The following is a 13,253-nucleotide window of genomic DNA, read 5'->3' on the forward strand; positions in this document are numbered from 1 at the left end:
GTTCTCCACGGATTAGGGGTCGGCACGGTGCCGGACCATCCGTATCAGGCTTTACGCTGACCGGAAAGCAGTCACACGGAAGACGGTGGTGGGCAGTGCGCGATGCCACGACGGACGGCCGGGTCCAGAAGGGCAACGAGACGCGTCGCCTGGTGCTCGGTCGGGCGGTCGGGATCGCTTCGGTGGAGGGGCTCGGTGGCCTCTCGCTCGGCCGGCTCGCCACCGAGCTGGAGTTGAGCAAGAGCGGGGTGTTCGCGCTCTTCGGCTCCAAGGAGGAGCTGCAACTGGCCACCGTGCGGGCCGCGCAGCGGATCTACCTGGACGTCGTGGTGGCGCCGGCGCTGCTACGGCCGCCGGGGGTCGGGCAGCTCTGGGAGCTCTGCATCCGCTGGCTGGAGTACTCGCGCGGCCGGGTGTTCGCGGGCGGCTGCTTCTTCTGCGCGGTCGGCGCGGAGTTCGACGCGCAGCCGGGGCGGGTGCGGGACGCGCTCGCGGCGAGCGGTCGGGAGTGGCACCGGACGCTGCTGGGGATGCTGGAATCCGCCCGGACCGCCGGGGAGTTGCGGGCGGACGCGGATCTGGAGCAGCTGGCGTTCGAGCTGGTGAGCTTCCTGGAGTACGCCAACGCGCTGTCGCTGCTGCACGACGACGAGGCGCCGTACGGGCGGGCGCGGCGGTCGGTCCTGCTGCTGTTGCGCTCGGAGGCGGTGGACGAGACGCTGCTGCCGGCGGAGTGAGCGGCACGCCGGGGTCGACCCCGGCGTGCTACTGTCTCGGCCTCGCTCAGCCGCTCTTGCGACGGAACGTGCGCTTGCCGCCGGCCGCCGCGTGCGCGCCGTGGATCTTGGAGTCGCCACCCGGGCCGCCGCCGGCGCCGTCGGTGTGGACCCCCTGCTTGCGCGCCAGCGCGGCACGGAACTTGGCCTTCACGTCCTCCTCGGCGGGGGTCTCCGCCGGCTCGGGGTTCTCGGCGCTCTCCGTCACTGCTGTGTCCGCTCCTGTGTCGCTGCTCATGCGGGACCTCCTGGGCCGGGTGGTACGTGGGTCGTGCTGGAGCACACTGTGCCACGTCCCGGCCCGGACGGGACATCAGTTATCGGAGGCCCGGCCGTGGTAGTTCGGGCCGCCGATGAAGAAGAGCAGCGCGGCGACCGGGAAGCCGATCGAGCCCACCACCACCAGGACGAACTGCCACCACATGACCGGTCTCCTCGCACTCTGTCGCGGTACGCCCCAGCTGCGACGCTAGGGGATATCCGGGTGACCTGCCACCGCGCGGCGCACCCCCTGTACGCCCCGCCGCGTCCGCCGGGGCGCCCTCGGGACCCCGTACGAGGGAACCTGCGCCAAGGGCTGTCCGGGAGTGCTCCGGGGCCCGCACACTGGCGGCATGCAGGTACAACTGGCGGGGGAAGCGCAGCGCCCGGGTCGGGAGAGCGAGGACTTCGCGACCGCCACACCGGAGGCGCTGGTGCTGCTCGACGGGTCCGGCTCACCGGACGGCATGGAGTCGGGGTGCCGGCACGGTACGGCGTGGTTCGTCCGCCGGCTGGGGGTGCATCTGCTCGCCCGGTTGACCGACCGCTCGGACCGGGACATCGCCGAGTGCCTGGCCGACGCCATCGTGGAGACCGCGGCGCTGCACGGCGGCCGGTGCGACCTGGCCCACCCCAACACCCCGGCCGCGATGGTGGTGGCGGCGCGCAAGCACGGCGGCTCGCTGGAGTACCTGGTGCTCGGTGACTCGCTGCTGGTGTTGGAGCCGAAGGAGGGGCCGCTCCGGGTGCTCGGGGACAACCAGCCGTTCACGGAGGGGGAGGAACTGCGGCACGCGGTCCGGCGGAGCGAGCCGGGCAGCGCCGAGCGGGCCGCGCTGCATCTGCGGTACGCGCTGGCGGTGCGGGCGGTCCGCAACACCGGGCGCGGGCCGTGGATCGCCGCCGCCGCGCCGAAGGCGGCCGGGCACGCCGAGACCGGGTTCGTCCGGCTCGACACGCTGAGCGCGCTGGCGGCGCTCACCGACGGCGCCGGCCGGTACACCGAGCGGTACGCGCTCGGCGACTGGTCGGACGCGCTGCGCCTGATGGCGGAGAGCGGGCCGGGCGCGCTGATCGCCCGGGTCCGCGAGGCGGAGCGGAGCGACCCCTACTGCGAGCGGTGGCCGCGCGGGAAGGCCCGGGACGACGCCACGGCGCTCTACGCGCGGTTCTGAACGCCCGCCCGCGGCAGGGTGGTTCGTGCTCTCACTGCTGATCGGTCCGGTCCGGTCCGGTCCGGTCCGGTCCGGTCCGGCCCGGACCGGACCGGGCCGGTTTGATCCGGGTTCGGTCCGGGGCCGGTCGGTCCGGTCGGTCAGTCCTGCGGGTGGCCGAACTTCCCGGACTGGAAGTCCGTCATGGCCTGCTCCAGCTCACGGTGGCTGTTCATCACGAACGGCCCGTACCAGGCGACCGGTTCGCGGATCGGCTGCCCGCCCAGGATGATCACGTCCAGGTTGGGGTGCCGCGACTCCTGCTGGCGGTCGGCGGAGATGGTCAGCGTGTCGCCCTCGCCGAACACCACGGCCTGCCCGGTGCCGAACGGCCGGTCCTCGGCGCCGACCCTGCCGTCCCCGTTCAGCGCGTACGCGAGGGCGTTGAAGTCCCTGCGCCACGGGACGGTCAGTCGCGCGCCGGGGGTGAGGGTGGCGTGCAGCAGGGTGATCGGGGTGTGCGTGCTGCCCGGTCCCCGGTGGCCGTCCAGCTCGCCGGCGATCAGCCGGAGGATCGCTCCGCCGTCGGGGCTGGTGAGCAGCTTGACGTGGCCGCCGTGGATGTCCTGGTAGCGCGGGGTGGTCATCTTGTCCGTCGCCGGGAGGTTCACCCACAGCTGGATGCCGTGGAACAGACCACCGGAGAGCACCAGGGACTCCGGCGGGGTCTCGATGTGCAGGATGCCCGAGCCGGCCGTCATCCACTGGGTGTCGCCGCCGCCGAGGTGGCCGCCGCCGCCATGCGAGTCCTTGTGGATGAACTCGCCGTCGATCAGGTAGGTGACGGTCTCGAAGCCGCGGTGCGGGTGCCAGGGAGTGCCCTTGGGCTCCCCGGCCGCGTACTCCACCTCGCCCATCTGGTCCATCATGATGAACGGGTCGAGGTATTTGGTGTTGATCTTCGCGAAGGCCCGGCGGACCGGGAATCCCTCGCCCTCGAAGCCCTCGGGTGCGGTGGCGACCGCCAGGACCGGCCGGGGCGCCGTGACGGCGGGGTCGGGAGTGGCGACGCGCGGCAGGGTCAGCGGGTTGTCGACGGTCACGGCGGGCATGTCGGCCTCCTTCGGGGGTGTTCTGGCCTACGTCTGCGAGATTAGTTCAATCCTCAACAAGAAGCAAGTTGAATGTTCAATCATTTGCTGCCACAGGGAGAGGGGAGTGCCGATCTTGTTAGAGAGCAGTGCTCTCAATCATGAACGGCGCACATAAAGGAGAGCGCTGCTCTCAGGCTGGGGTGACATGCCCTGGAGTGGACGGCGCACGCAATCGAGAGCGCCGGACACAAGCGGGAGCACCGAACGGAAGCGAGAGCGCTGCACATAAAAGAGAGCGGTGCTCGCATCTGCGATCACCGCTCTCGCGCCGGCGCTGCCCGTGCCCGCACCCGCGATCAGCCGTATGGACCCATGCGGAGCCGCACGGATCAGCCGTACATCCGCCGCATCGTGAAGTCGACCATCTGCTCCACGGCCTTGGCGTCGAACACCATCCGGTGCTCGCCCTCCATGTCCAGCGCGAAGCCGTATCCGGTCGGGAGCAGGTCCAGCACCTCGGCGCCGGAGACCGTGAAGTACTTGGACTCCTTGCCCGCGTAGCGGCGCAGCTCCTTGAGCGAGCTGAACATCGGAATCACCGGGGTGGGCGTGTTGTGCAGCGCCAGGAACCCGGGGCGCTCGCCGCGCGGGCAGTGGACCTTCGAGGTGATGAAGATGGCCTGGAAGTCCTCCACCACCATCGAGCCGGTGGTGAACGCCCGCACGGCGTCCGCCAGCGACGGCGGGGACGGCTCCGGGTAGAGCGACTGCCCTGCGGACGGCGGTTGCTCGCCGTACCCGGCACCGCCGGCCTGGCCGTCGTACCCGGGCTGGCCGTACATGCCGTTCATGCCCTGCTGCCCCGCCGCCTGGTAGGAGCCACCGGGGTAGCCGCCAGCGCCGGGTGCGCTCTGCTCGTAGCCGTACACACGGACAGGCTAGCGGTCCCGACCCACTTGCCGCGGCGGCTGATCCGGACAAGTCGTACTGGGATGGAGCTGTCGGGAGGCGACTACCGACAGACCGTGACGGCGAGGGTGCGACGGCGAAACCGGGACGGCGAGGGTGCGATGCCGAGACCGTGGCGCCGAGACCGTGACCAGTGGAACGTGACGGCCGGAGTCGGAAGGCGATGGCCGCCGCATGGCGAGGGTCAAGCCGCGGCGACCGGACCGTGCCGACCGACGTGACTACCTTCACGTCGGATTTACCGTCCGGTTGCCCGTGGAGGGCTTGAAGAAGTTACTAACCGGTAGCATCATGGGGTCTACTGGCGGGTAGGGGCGTCCGGCATCGGAAGGCGCGCCCGGAAGCGACGAACCGGAGAAACGGTCATGGGTCACTACAAGTCCAACCTGCGGGACGTGGAGTTCAACCTCTTCGAGGTGCTCGGCCGCGACCAGGTGTACGGCACCGGTCCGTTCGCCGACATGGACGTCGAGACCGCGAAGAACATCCTGAGCGAGATCTCGCGTCTGGCCGAGAACGAGCTCGCCGCCTCCTTCGCCGACGCCGACCGCAACCCGCCGGTCTTCGACCCGGAGACCAACACCGCTCCGGTCCCGGCCACCTTCAAGAAGAGCTACGACGCCTACATGGGCGCCGAGTGGTGGCGTCTGGGCATCCCGGAGGAGATCGGCGGCCAGGTCACCCCGTCCTCGCTGATCTGGGCCTACGCCGAGCAGATCCTCGGCTCCAACCCGGCCATCTGGATGTACTCCTCCGGCCCGGCCTTCGCCGGCGTCGTCTTCGACGAGGGCACCGAGGAGCAGCAGAAGGTCGCCAAGCGGATGACCGATCGCCTGTGGGGCGCCACCATGGTGCTCACCGAGCCCGACGCGGGCTCCGACGTGGGCGCCGGCCGCACCAAGGCGATCAAGCAGGAGGACGGCTCCTGGCACATCGAGGGTGTGAAGCGCTTCATCACCTCGGGCGAGCACGACATGTCCGAGAACATCATCCACCTGGTGCTGGCCCGCCCCGAGGGCGGCAAGCCGGGCACCAAGGGCCTGGGCCTCTACATCGTCCCGAAGTTCGACTTCGACTGGGAGACCGGCGAGCTCGGCGAGCGCAACGGTGTCTACGCCACCAACGTCGAGCACAAGATGGGCCTCAAGGCCTCCAACACCTGCGAGATGACCTTCGGTGCCAAGCACCCGGCCAAGGGCTGGCTGCTCGGCGAGACCGTGGACGGCATTCGCCAGATGTTCAAGATCATCGAGTTCGCCCGGATGATGGTCGGCACGAAGGCCATCGCCACCCTCTCCACCGGTTACCTGAACGCGCTGGAGTACGCCAAGGAGCGCGTGCAGGGCGCCGACATCTCGCAGTTCCTGGACAAGACCGCTCCCCGGGTCACCATCACCAACCACCCGGACGTCCGCCGCTCGCTGCTCACCCAGAAGGCCTACGCCGAGGGCATGCGCGCGCTGGTGCTGTACACCGCGTCGGTCCAGGACGACATGCAGGCCGCCCGCCTGCGCGGCGAGCGCGACGAGGCCGCGGAGCGCCTGAACGACCTGCTGCTGCCGATCGTCAAGGGCTACGGCTCGGAGAAGTCCTACGAGCAGCTGGCCCAGTCGCTGCAGACCTTCGGCGGCTCCGGCTACCTGCAGGAGTACCCGATCGAGCAGTACATCCGGGACGCCAAGATCGACACCCTCTACGAGGGCACCACCGCGATCCAGGGCCTGGACTTCTTCTTCCGGAAGATCGTCAAGGACGGCGGCCAGGCGCTCACCGCGGTCTCCGAGCAGATCCAGAAGTTCCTCGCCGCGAACGAGGGCGGCGACGCCCTGGCGGCCGAGCGTGAGCTGCTCGCCAAGGCGGCCGGCGACCTGGAGGCCATCGTCGGCAAGCTGCTCGCCGACCTGTCCTCGGTCGAGCAGGACGTCAAGAACATGTACAAGGTCGGCCTCAACAGCACCCGCCTGCTGCTGGTCTCCGGCGACGTGGTGGTCGGCTGGCTGCTGCTCCGTCAGGCCGCGGTCGCGCTGGCCAAGCTGGAGGCCGGCGCCACCGGCAAGGACGTCGCCTTCTACCAGGGCAAGGTGGCCGGCGCCCGCTTCTTCGCCCGCAACGTGCTGCCGACCATCAGCGCGCAGCGCCTGATCGCCGAGGGCATCGACAACGAGATCATGGAGCTGGCCGAGGAGGCCTTCTGATCCCCGAGCTGATCCCCGAGGTCGGCCCGGCCCGTACCGCCTGACCCACCCTCAGCCCGGAGGGGGCCCTGCGCATCGCGCTCGGCCCCCTCCGGGCTTTTCGCCGGGTGGGCTTTTCGCCGGGCGTGCCCTTCGTCGGGCGGCCTTATCGTGGAGTCTTCGCCCGGGTTTTCATCTCGTGAACACAAGTAAACGAAGGTGTGCGAACGGTACTGGTAGCGGGCCCGTGGGGGTCGAGGACCATACCAAGTCTTGACCGTTCTGTCGGTGTACGGGCATATGCTCGAGGTGGAAAGTCCCTCCCCACCGGGCTCTCCGCCACCCTCAACCCAGGAGCAGCATGTCGACCGCCGACCACTCGGTCTACTTCGACCGGACCCACACCGATGATCTGATCGCCTATCTGGCGGCGTCCCCCTCGCCGTACCACGCGGTGGCGGGCGCGGCCGAGCGGTTGGAGAAGGCAGGGTTCCGCCAGGTCGCCGAGACCGACGCGTGGGAGGGCACGTCCGGCGGGCGATACGTCATCAGGGGTGGCGCGCTGATCGCGTGGTACGTGCCGGAGGGGGCCGCCCCGGAGACGCCCTTCCGGGTGGTCGGCACCCACACCGACTCGCCCAACCTGCGGGTGAAGCCGGTCCCCGACACCGCCTCGGCCGGCTGGCGACAGGTGGCGGTGGAGATCTACGGCGGGGTGCCGCTGAACACCTGGCTGGACCGGGACCTGGGGCTGTCCGGTCGGCTGGTGCTGCGCGACGGGTCGACGCGGCTGGTGCAGCTGGACGAGCCGCTGCTGCGCGTCCCGCAGCTGGCGATCCACCTCGACCGGCAGGTCAACGACGGACTGAAGCTGGACCGGCAGCGGCATCTGACCCCGATCTGGGGCCTGGGCGAGGTGGACGAGGGCGCGCTCATCTCCTACGTCGCGGAGCGTGCCGGAGTGGACGCCGCCGAGGTGGTGGGCTGGGATCTGATGACCCATGACGTCCAGCCGCCGTCCTACCTCGGCAAGGACCGCGAGCTGCTGGCCGGGCCGCGCCTGGACAACCTGCTCTCGGTGCACGCGGCCACCGCCGCGCTGGCCGCCGCGGTCACGGCGGGCGACGGCGAGCTGCGGCACATCCCGGTGCTGGCGGCCTTCGACCACGAGGAGACCGGCAGCGAGTCGGACACCGGCGCGCAGGGCCCGCTGCTCGGCAACGTGCTGGACCGTACGATCCACGCGCGCGGCGGCAGCGCCGAGGACCGCGCCCGGGCGCTGGCCGGCACCATCTGCCTCTCCTCCGACATGGGCCACGCGGTGCACCCCAACTACACCGAGCGGCACGAGCCGGGGCACCACCCGCTGCCCAACGGCGGCCCGATCCTCAAGGTCAACGTCAACAACCGGTACGCCACCGACGGCGTCGGGCGGGCCGTCTTCGCGGCCGCCTGCGAGCGGGCCGGGGTGCCGTGGCAGAGCTTCGTCTCCAACAACGCGATGCCCTGCGGCACCACGATCGGCCCGATCACCGCGGCCCGGCTCGGCATCACCACGGTGGACTGCGGCATCGCCGCGCTCTCCATGCACTCGGCGCGCGAGCTGTGCGGCGCGGAGGACCCGTACCTGCTGGCCTCCGCGATCAAGGCGTTCCTGGAGGACTGAACCCCCGGTCCGTGGGGCGCGGCCCGCGCCCCACGGACCGCTCGCTACGCCAGCCCGGCCAGCACCAGCGGCAGCCGGGTCGCGCCGCCGGCCACCAGCTTCACCGGTACCCCCCAGTCCTGCTGGTGCACGTGGCAGGCCGGGTACTCGATCGCCGGGTCGTCGTCGCAGGACGCCGCCATCGCCGAGACGTGCAGCACGCCCTCGGTCAGCTGGTCCGAGAGCACCAGCTCGCGGGAGAGCGCGGTGTCCGCGCCGGCGCCGGAGACCAGCAGTTCGGGCGGGGTCGAGCTGACCAGCAGCCGGGTGGACGGGCCGTAGCGCTCGTCCAGCTTCTGCCCGGCGGGCGCCGAGAAGACCACGTCGAGCCGGAGCGTCCCCGGCGCCACCTCGGTCGCCGCCCTCTGGGTGCGGTGGGCCACCGCCGCCACCCGGACCGCCTCCTCCGGCAGCCGCAGCCTGGTCAACCGGTGCCGGGCGGACTCCACCACCACCAGGTCGTCGTCCACCAGCACCGCGCCGGAGGGCTCCCGCAGGTCGGTGGCGAGCGTGCTGACCTCGTCCGTGGCCGGGTCGAAGCGGCGCAGCGCGTGGTTGTAGGTGTCGGCGACGGCCACCGAGCCGTCCGGCAGCACGATGACGCCCAGCGGGTGCTGGAGCAGCGCCTGCTCGGCGGCGCCGTCGCGGTGGCCGAAGTCGAAGAGGCCGGTGCCGACCGCGGTGTGCACCTGCCGTGTTTCACGTGAAACCCAGCGCAGCGCGGAGGTCTCGGAGTCGGCCACCCAGAGCCGCTCGCCGTCCGCCGAGACCGCCAGCCCGGACGGCTGGGCGAACCAGGCCTCGGCGAGCGGGCCGTCCACCAGGCCCTCGTTGGTGGTCCCGGCGCTCACCGCGACCGTCCCGGCCAGCGGGTCGAAGGCCCACAGCTGGTGCACGCCGGCCATCGCGATCCAGACCCGGTCGTCGAACCAGGCGACGTCCCACGGCGAGGAGAGGTCCACCTCGCGGGCCGGGCCCTCGGTGGCGGAACCCTGCCACCACTGGGTGCCGGTGCCGGCCAGGGTGCGGACCGCGCCGTCCGCCAGCCGCACGCCGCGCAGCGCGTGGTTCACCGTGTCGGCGACCACCACGTCGTAGTCCAGGTCCAGCCCGGCCGGCAGCAGGGTCAGCCCCTGCGGCTCGCTGAACCGGGCGGTGGCCGGCCCACCGTCCACCAGCCCGCGCACCCCGTCGCCGATCCGCCGCAGCACGGTCTCGCCGTCCTCGGCCAGCTCGACCAGCGAGTGGTGGCCGGAGTCCGCGACCAGGAAGCCGCCGCCGGGCAGCCGGATCGCCTTGCCGGGGAACTTCAGCACCCCGGCCGCCGGCTCCGGCGGAACGTACGGGCCGTCGCCCCGCCGCAGCGTGCCCTTGGCCTCGTGCTCGGCCTCCAGCTCCTCGACCAGCCGCTCGATCGCGTGCGCGTGCCCCTCCCCGGCGTGCTGCGCGACCACGTACCCCTCGGGGTCGATCACCACCAGGGTCGGCCAGGCCCGTACCGCGTACTGCTTCCAGGTCACCAGCGCGGGGTCGTCCAGCACCGGGTGCGCCACCTCGTACCGGGCAACCGCGTCCACCACGGCCTGGTGGTCCGCCTCGTGCACGAACTTCGGCGAGTGGACCCCGACGATCACCACGGTGTCGCGGTGCCGCTCCTCCAACTCCCGTAGCTCGTCGAGGACATGGAGACAGTTGATGCAGCAGAAGGTCCAGAAGTCGGCGATGACGATCTTGCCCCGGAAATCCGCCAGGGAGAGATCCTTGCCACCGGTGTTCAACCAACCGCCCGCCCCGACCAGCTCAGGGGCGCGAACTCGTGCACGAGAAGCCATGTGGACATCCAACCGCATGGTCAGGTTCCGCATTCCGGGTACGGTCTGCGGGCAGCTCAAGCCCGCCCGTCAACCGCGCGAAGCCTGCCAGCCCTGGAAGCCGCCTGGGGCGTCGTCGGGCGGGATCAGGTCGCGGAACTTCGTGATGCTCTCCCCGCCGCCCTTGACCGGTCGGACGAACACTCCGAACGAGTGCACGGCCATGACCCTGACGGCCCTGCCACCGCGCCTGTCGTAGGCGGTCTCACCGACGGCCGGCCGTCCGTCGGGGCGGGAAGGTTGGAAAGTCGGGCCGTCGCCTTCTCGGCGGTGAGCGTCATGTCGGATGCGCCGTCGTAGTTCCCGCTCCGGGCCGTGCTAGTGGCTGCCGACATGAGCAACCCACCCCACACGCGGATTCCCTCAGCGCTGGTTGCGTGCTGCCGCTCCACGCCGTCGGCGGCGTGCACGGCAAGCGCCTGCGCGTCGTTCAGTCGGTTCTGCCGCTGGTACGCCCAGGCCGCGGAGTTACAGATCACGGCGGGCAGCAGGGGGTCTTCTGAGGCATCGGCGGCGGCTGTGGCGCGTTCCAGGCTGGACGATCCCAGGTCTGTCTTGCCCAAGCGGATAGCCAGGTGACCGCCCAGTTGTAGCGCCTTGCCGAGCGCGTGCTGACCGGCCGCACGATCCTGCCCTCCGCCCACGGCAGCAGCCGGCCGTGCGTCGGAGATGATCCCTGGTAGCAGTGCCATGACCCGGCCGAACTCCGCAGCGTGGTACAGCGTCCAGGCGTCGGCGATCTCTGCGCGGAGTAGCGGCAGGGACAGCCTGTCAGCCCCGTCCGTGACCGGTGGCGGAGCGAACAGGGGCGGCATGATCGCCCGGCGTACGGCCACCAGCTCCGGTGGCTCGCTGTCTCCGGTGGACGGCACGGCCGGAGGGTCGCCCAACAGTGAAGTCACCTCAACGCCAAGGCCTTTGGCAAGCGCATGCAGCGTCGGCAGGCGGGCTGAGTGCTTGCGCTTCTGCTCCAACTTCCGTACGACGTCAACGGATACGACCGATTTTTCCGAGAGGCCTTCCTGTGTCAGGTCGGCCAGTCGGCGAAGTCGCGCCAGTCGGTCGCCGAGGTGTTCGCTCGCCGTGACACCGACGGTACGCCCGGCGCACGCCGACCGGGGACGCGATCCGTACGCCTGGGCTGTCAGGGGTGCCGTACGGGGGCTGACCGATGAGTCCGGACGAGAGGTTCCGGCGGGTGCTCGTCTACGCGGCGGGCCTGGCCGCCAAGCGGTCGGTCAGGCGCTGCTTGGCGGCCGGCCACTCCTCGGCCAGTAGGGAGAAGTAGACGGTGTCCCGCCAGGTGCCGTCGGGGCGCCGGCGGTGGCGGCGGAAGGTGCCCTCGTACCGGGCGCCCAGGCGGCGGATGGCGTTCTGCGAGCGCTCGTTGAGGTGGTCGGTGCGCCAGGAGACCCGGCCCATGCCCAGCTCCTCGAAGGCGTGGACCAGCAGCAGCCACTTGGCCTCGGTGTTGACCTCGGTGCGCCAGGCGGAGCGGCCGTACCAGGTCCAGCCGATCTCCAGGCGCTCGTCGGTGGTGCTGATGTCGTAGTACGTGGTCCAGCCGACGGCGCGGCCGGTGGCGAGCCGGATGACGGCGAAGGCGACGCCGCTGCCCCGCTCGACCTCGGCCAGCCGGGCGTCCAGCACCGCGCCGAGCTCCTCGGCGGTCCGCGGCGCGGGTATCGGCATCCAGCGCCAGACCTCCTCGTCCCCGCCGCCGGCGGCGAAGAGGTCGGCCAGGTGGGCGCGGGAGAGCGGCTCCAGCCGGACGTGCCGGCCGGAGAGTACGACGGGAACGGGCTGCTTCGCGGTCATGCCGGGAAAACTAGCCGTGTATTGGACTAGTGGCAAGTGTTTTATGTTCTAGTGCAAATGGAAGAGGGCATGGGAAAGGGCCCCACCCGAGCGGGTGGGGCCCTTTCAGTGCCTCAACTCGGCTGTCAGATGAAGGAGTTGATCTGGATGGTCTCGGTCCGGCCCGGGCCGACGCCGATCGCCGAGATCGGCGCGCCCGACATCTCCTCCAGCGCCTTCACGTAGGCCTGGGCGTTCTTCGGCAGGTCGCCGAAGGACTGCGCCTTGCTGATGTCCTCGTTCCAGCCCGGCAGCGTCTCGTAGATCGGCTTGGCGTGGTGGAAGTCCGACTGGTTGTAGGGCAGTTCCTCGACCCGCTGGCCGTCGATCTCGTACGCCACGCAGACCGGGATCTGCTCCCAGCCGGTGAGCACGTCCAGCTTGGTGAGGAAGAAGTCGGTCAGGCCGTTGACGCGGGTGGCGTAACGGGCGATCACCGCGTCGAACCAGCCGCAGCGGCGGTCCCGGCCGGTGGTGACCCCGCGCTCGCCGCCGATCCGGCGCAGCGCCTCGCCGTCCTCGTCCAGCAGCTCGGTCGGGAACGGGCCCGAGCCGACCCGGGTGGTGTAGGCCTTGAGGATGCCGATCACCCGGTCGATCTTGGTGGGACCGATGCCGGCGCCGGTGCAGGCGCCGCCGGAGGTCGGGTTGGACGAGGTCACGAAGGGGTACGTGCCGTGGTCCACGTCCAGCAGGGTGCCCTGGCCGCCCTCCAGCAGGACCACCTTGCCGTCCTTCAGCGCCCGGTCCAGGACCAGCGTGGTGTCGGCGAGGTAGGGGCGGATCTTGTCCGCGTAGCCCAGGTACTCCTCGACCACCAGGTCGGCCGGCATCGCACGGCGGTTGTAGAGCTTGACCAGGATCTGGTTCTTGTCGTGCAGCGCCGCCTCGATCTTCTGCTGCAGGATCGACTCGTCGAAGAGGTCCTGCACCCGGATGCCGATCCGGTTGATCTTGTCAGCGTAGCTCGGGCCGATGCCGCGGCCGGTGGTGCCGATCTTGCGCTTGCCGAGGAAGCGCTCGGTCACCTTGTCCAGGGTGCGGTGGTACGGGGTGATCAGGTGGGCGTTGCCCGAGATCAGCAGCTTGGAGGTGTCGATGCCCCGCTCGTCCAGCCCGCTCAGCTCGGAGAGCAGCACGCCCGGGTCGATCACCACGCCGTTGCCGATCACCGGCGTGACGTTCGGGCTCAGGATTCCGGAGGGGAGCAGGTGCAGGGCGTACTTCTGGTCGCCGATGACCACCGTGTGACCGGCGTTGTTGCCGCCCTGGTAGCGGACGACGTAGTCGACGGAGCCGCCGAGGAGGTCCGTGGCCTTCCCCTTGCCCTCGTCTCCCCACTGGGCACCAACGAGCACGAGTGCCGGCACAGGCGTACACCCCTTCCGGTTG

General features: G+C 70.7%; 11 protein-coding genes and 1 pseudogene. 4 read left to right on the forward strand and 8 right to left on the reverse strand.

Annotation, left to right across the window (positions count from 1 at the left end; all coding sequences use genetic code 11):
* Window positions 1–95 precede the first annotated feature (95 nt).
* The gene (locus tag ACZ38L_RS23380) at window positions 96–737 is read left to right on the forward strand and encodes a TetR family transcriptional regulator C-terminal domain-containing protein (protein WP_465696677.1); all 642 of its coding nucleotides are present in this window, start codon (window positions 96–98) and stop codon (window positions 735–737) included.
* A gap of 46 nt (window positions 738–783) precedes the next feature.
* On the opposite strand, the gene ACZ38L_RS23385 is transcribed toward ACZ38L_RS23380, so the two are convergent.
* A complete protein-coding gene (locus ACZ38L_RS23385) occupies window positions 784–1,014 on the reverse strand; it encodes a DUF5302 domain-containing protein (RefSeq protein ID WP_465696679.1) in 231 nt (76 codons plus the stop codon).
* A gap of 376 nt (window positions 1,015–1,390) precedes the next feature.
* On the opposite strand from ACZ38L_RS23385, the gene ACZ38L_RS23390 reads away from it, so the two are divergent.
* Window positions 1,391–2,212, forward strand: a complete 822-nt coding sequence (locus ACZ38L_RS23390) for a protein phosphatase 2C domain-containing protein (RefSeq protein WP_465696681.1) — start codon at window positions 1,391–1,393, stop codon at window positions 2,210–2,212.
* A gap of 140 nt (window positions 2,213–2,352) precedes the next feature.
* Here ACZ38L_RS23390 and ACZ38L_RS23395 read toward each other — a convergent pair whose 3' ends face one another.
* Window positions 2,353–3,303 carry a pirin family protein gene (locus ACZ38L_RS23395; protein WP_465696683.1) on the reverse strand — a complete coding sequence of 317 codons (951 nt, stop codon included), beginning with the start codon at window positions 3,301–3,303 and terminating at the stop codon, window positions 2,353–2,355.
* Window positions 3,304–3,674: 371 nt separating this feature from the next.
* Complete coding sequence (locus tag ACZ38L_RS23400) at window positions 3,675–4,214, reverse strand: SseB family protein (protein WP_465696685.1); 540 nt, start codon at window positions 4,212–4,214, stop codon at window positions 3,675–3,677.
* A gap of 405 nt (window positions 4,215–4,619) precedes the next feature.
* Here ACZ38L_RS23400 and ACZ38L_RS23405 point away from each other — a divergent pair, with 405 nt between their 5' ends.
* Together ACZ38L_RS23405 and ACZ38L_RS23410 are read left to right on the forward strand one after the other, a co-directional pair.
* A complete protein-coding gene (locus ACZ38L_RS23405) occupies window positions 4,620–6,449 on the forward strand; it encodes an acyl-CoA dehydrogenase (protein WP_465696687.1) in 1,830 nt (609 codons plus the stop codon).
* A 340-nt stretch (window positions 6,450–6,789) separates the two neighbouring features.
* Complete coding sequence (locus ACZ38L_RS23410; protein WP_465696689.1) at window positions 6,790–8,094, forward strand: M18 family aminopeptidase; 1,305 nt, start codon at window positions 6,790–6,792, stop codon at window positions 8,092–8,094.
* A gap of 44 nt (window positions 8,095–8,138) precedes the next feature.
* Here the strand turns inward: ACZ38L_RS23410 and ACZ38L_RS23415 are convergent, their stop codons facing one another.
* The 5 genes and pseudogenes from ACZ38L_RS23415 to ACZ38L_RS23435 all read right to left on the reverse strand — a co-directional run bounded on the left by ACZ38L_RS23415 (window position 8,139) and on the right by ACZ38L_RS23435 (window position 13,231).
* Window positions 8,139–9,965 (reverse strand): NHL domain-containing thioredoxin family protein, encoded by a 1,827-nt coding sequence (locus ACZ38L_RS23415; RefSeq protein ID WP_465696691.1) that lies wholly within the window; start codon window positions 9,963–9,965, stop codon window positions 8,139–8,141.
* 69 nt (window positions 9,966–10,034) lie between these two features.
* Complete coding sequence (locus tag ACZ38L_RS23420; protein WP_465696693.1) at window positions 10,035–10,163, reverse strand: hypothetical protein; 129 nt, start codon at window positions 10,161–10,163, stop codon at window positions 10,035–10,037.
* Window positions 10,164–10,219: 56 nt separating this feature from the next.
* Window positions 10,220–11,086: pseudogene (locus ACZ38L_RS23425) on the reverse strand (helix-turn-helix domain-containing protein); the annotation flags it as partial.
* Between the two features lie 124 nt (window positions 11,087–11,210).
* Entirely contained in the window at window positions 11,211–11,822 is a 612-nt protein-coding gene (locus ACZ38L_RS23430) for a GNAT family N-acetyltransferase (RefSeq protein WP_465696695.1), read from the reverse strand.
* A gap of 125 nt (window positions 11,823–11,947) precedes the next feature.
* A complete protein-coding gene (locus ACZ38L_RS23435) occupies window positions 11,948–13,231 on the reverse strand; it encodes an adenylosuccinate synthase (RefSeq protein WP_396557082.1) in 1,284 nt (427 codons plus the stop codon).
* Window positions 13,232–13,253: the final 22 nt, after the last annotated feature.

Source organism: Kitasatospora sp. NPDC024654 (assembly GCF_055559155.1).

What these genes read in the sequence shown, in the direction of transcription:
- ACZ38L_RS23385 (WP_465696679.1), bottom strand. Translation starts at nt 1,014, where the DNA reads ATGAGCAGCGACACAGGAGCGGACACAGCAGTGACGGAGAGCGCCGAG.
- ACZ38L_RS23390 (WP_465696681.1), top strand. Translation starts at nt 1,391, where the DNA reads ATGCAGGTACAACTGGCGGGGGAAGCGCAGCGCCCGGGTCGGGAGAGC.
- ACZ38L_RS23395 (WP_465696683.1), bottom strand. Translation starts at nt 3,303, where the DNA reads ATGCCCGCCGTGACCGTCGACAACCCGCTGACCCTGCCGCGCGTCGCC.
- ACZ38L_RS23405 (WP_465696687.1), top strand. Translation starts at nt 4,620, where the DNA reads ATGGGTCACTACAAGTCCAACCTGCGGGACGTGGAGTTCAACCTCTTC.
- ACZ38L_RS23410 (WP_465696689.1), top strand. Translation starts at nt 6,790, where the DNA reads ATGTCGACCGCCGACCACTCGGTCTACTTCGACCGGACCCACACCGAT.
- ACZ38L_RS23415 (WP_465696691.1), bottom strand. Translation starts at nt 9,965, where the DNA reads ATGGCTTCTCGTGCACGAGTTCGCGCCCCTGAGCTGGTCGGGGCGGGC.
- ACZ38L_RS23430 (WP_465696695.1), bottom strand. Translation starts at nt 11,822, where the DNA reads ATGACCGCGAAGCAGCCCGTTCCCGTCGTACTCTCCGGCCGGCACGTC.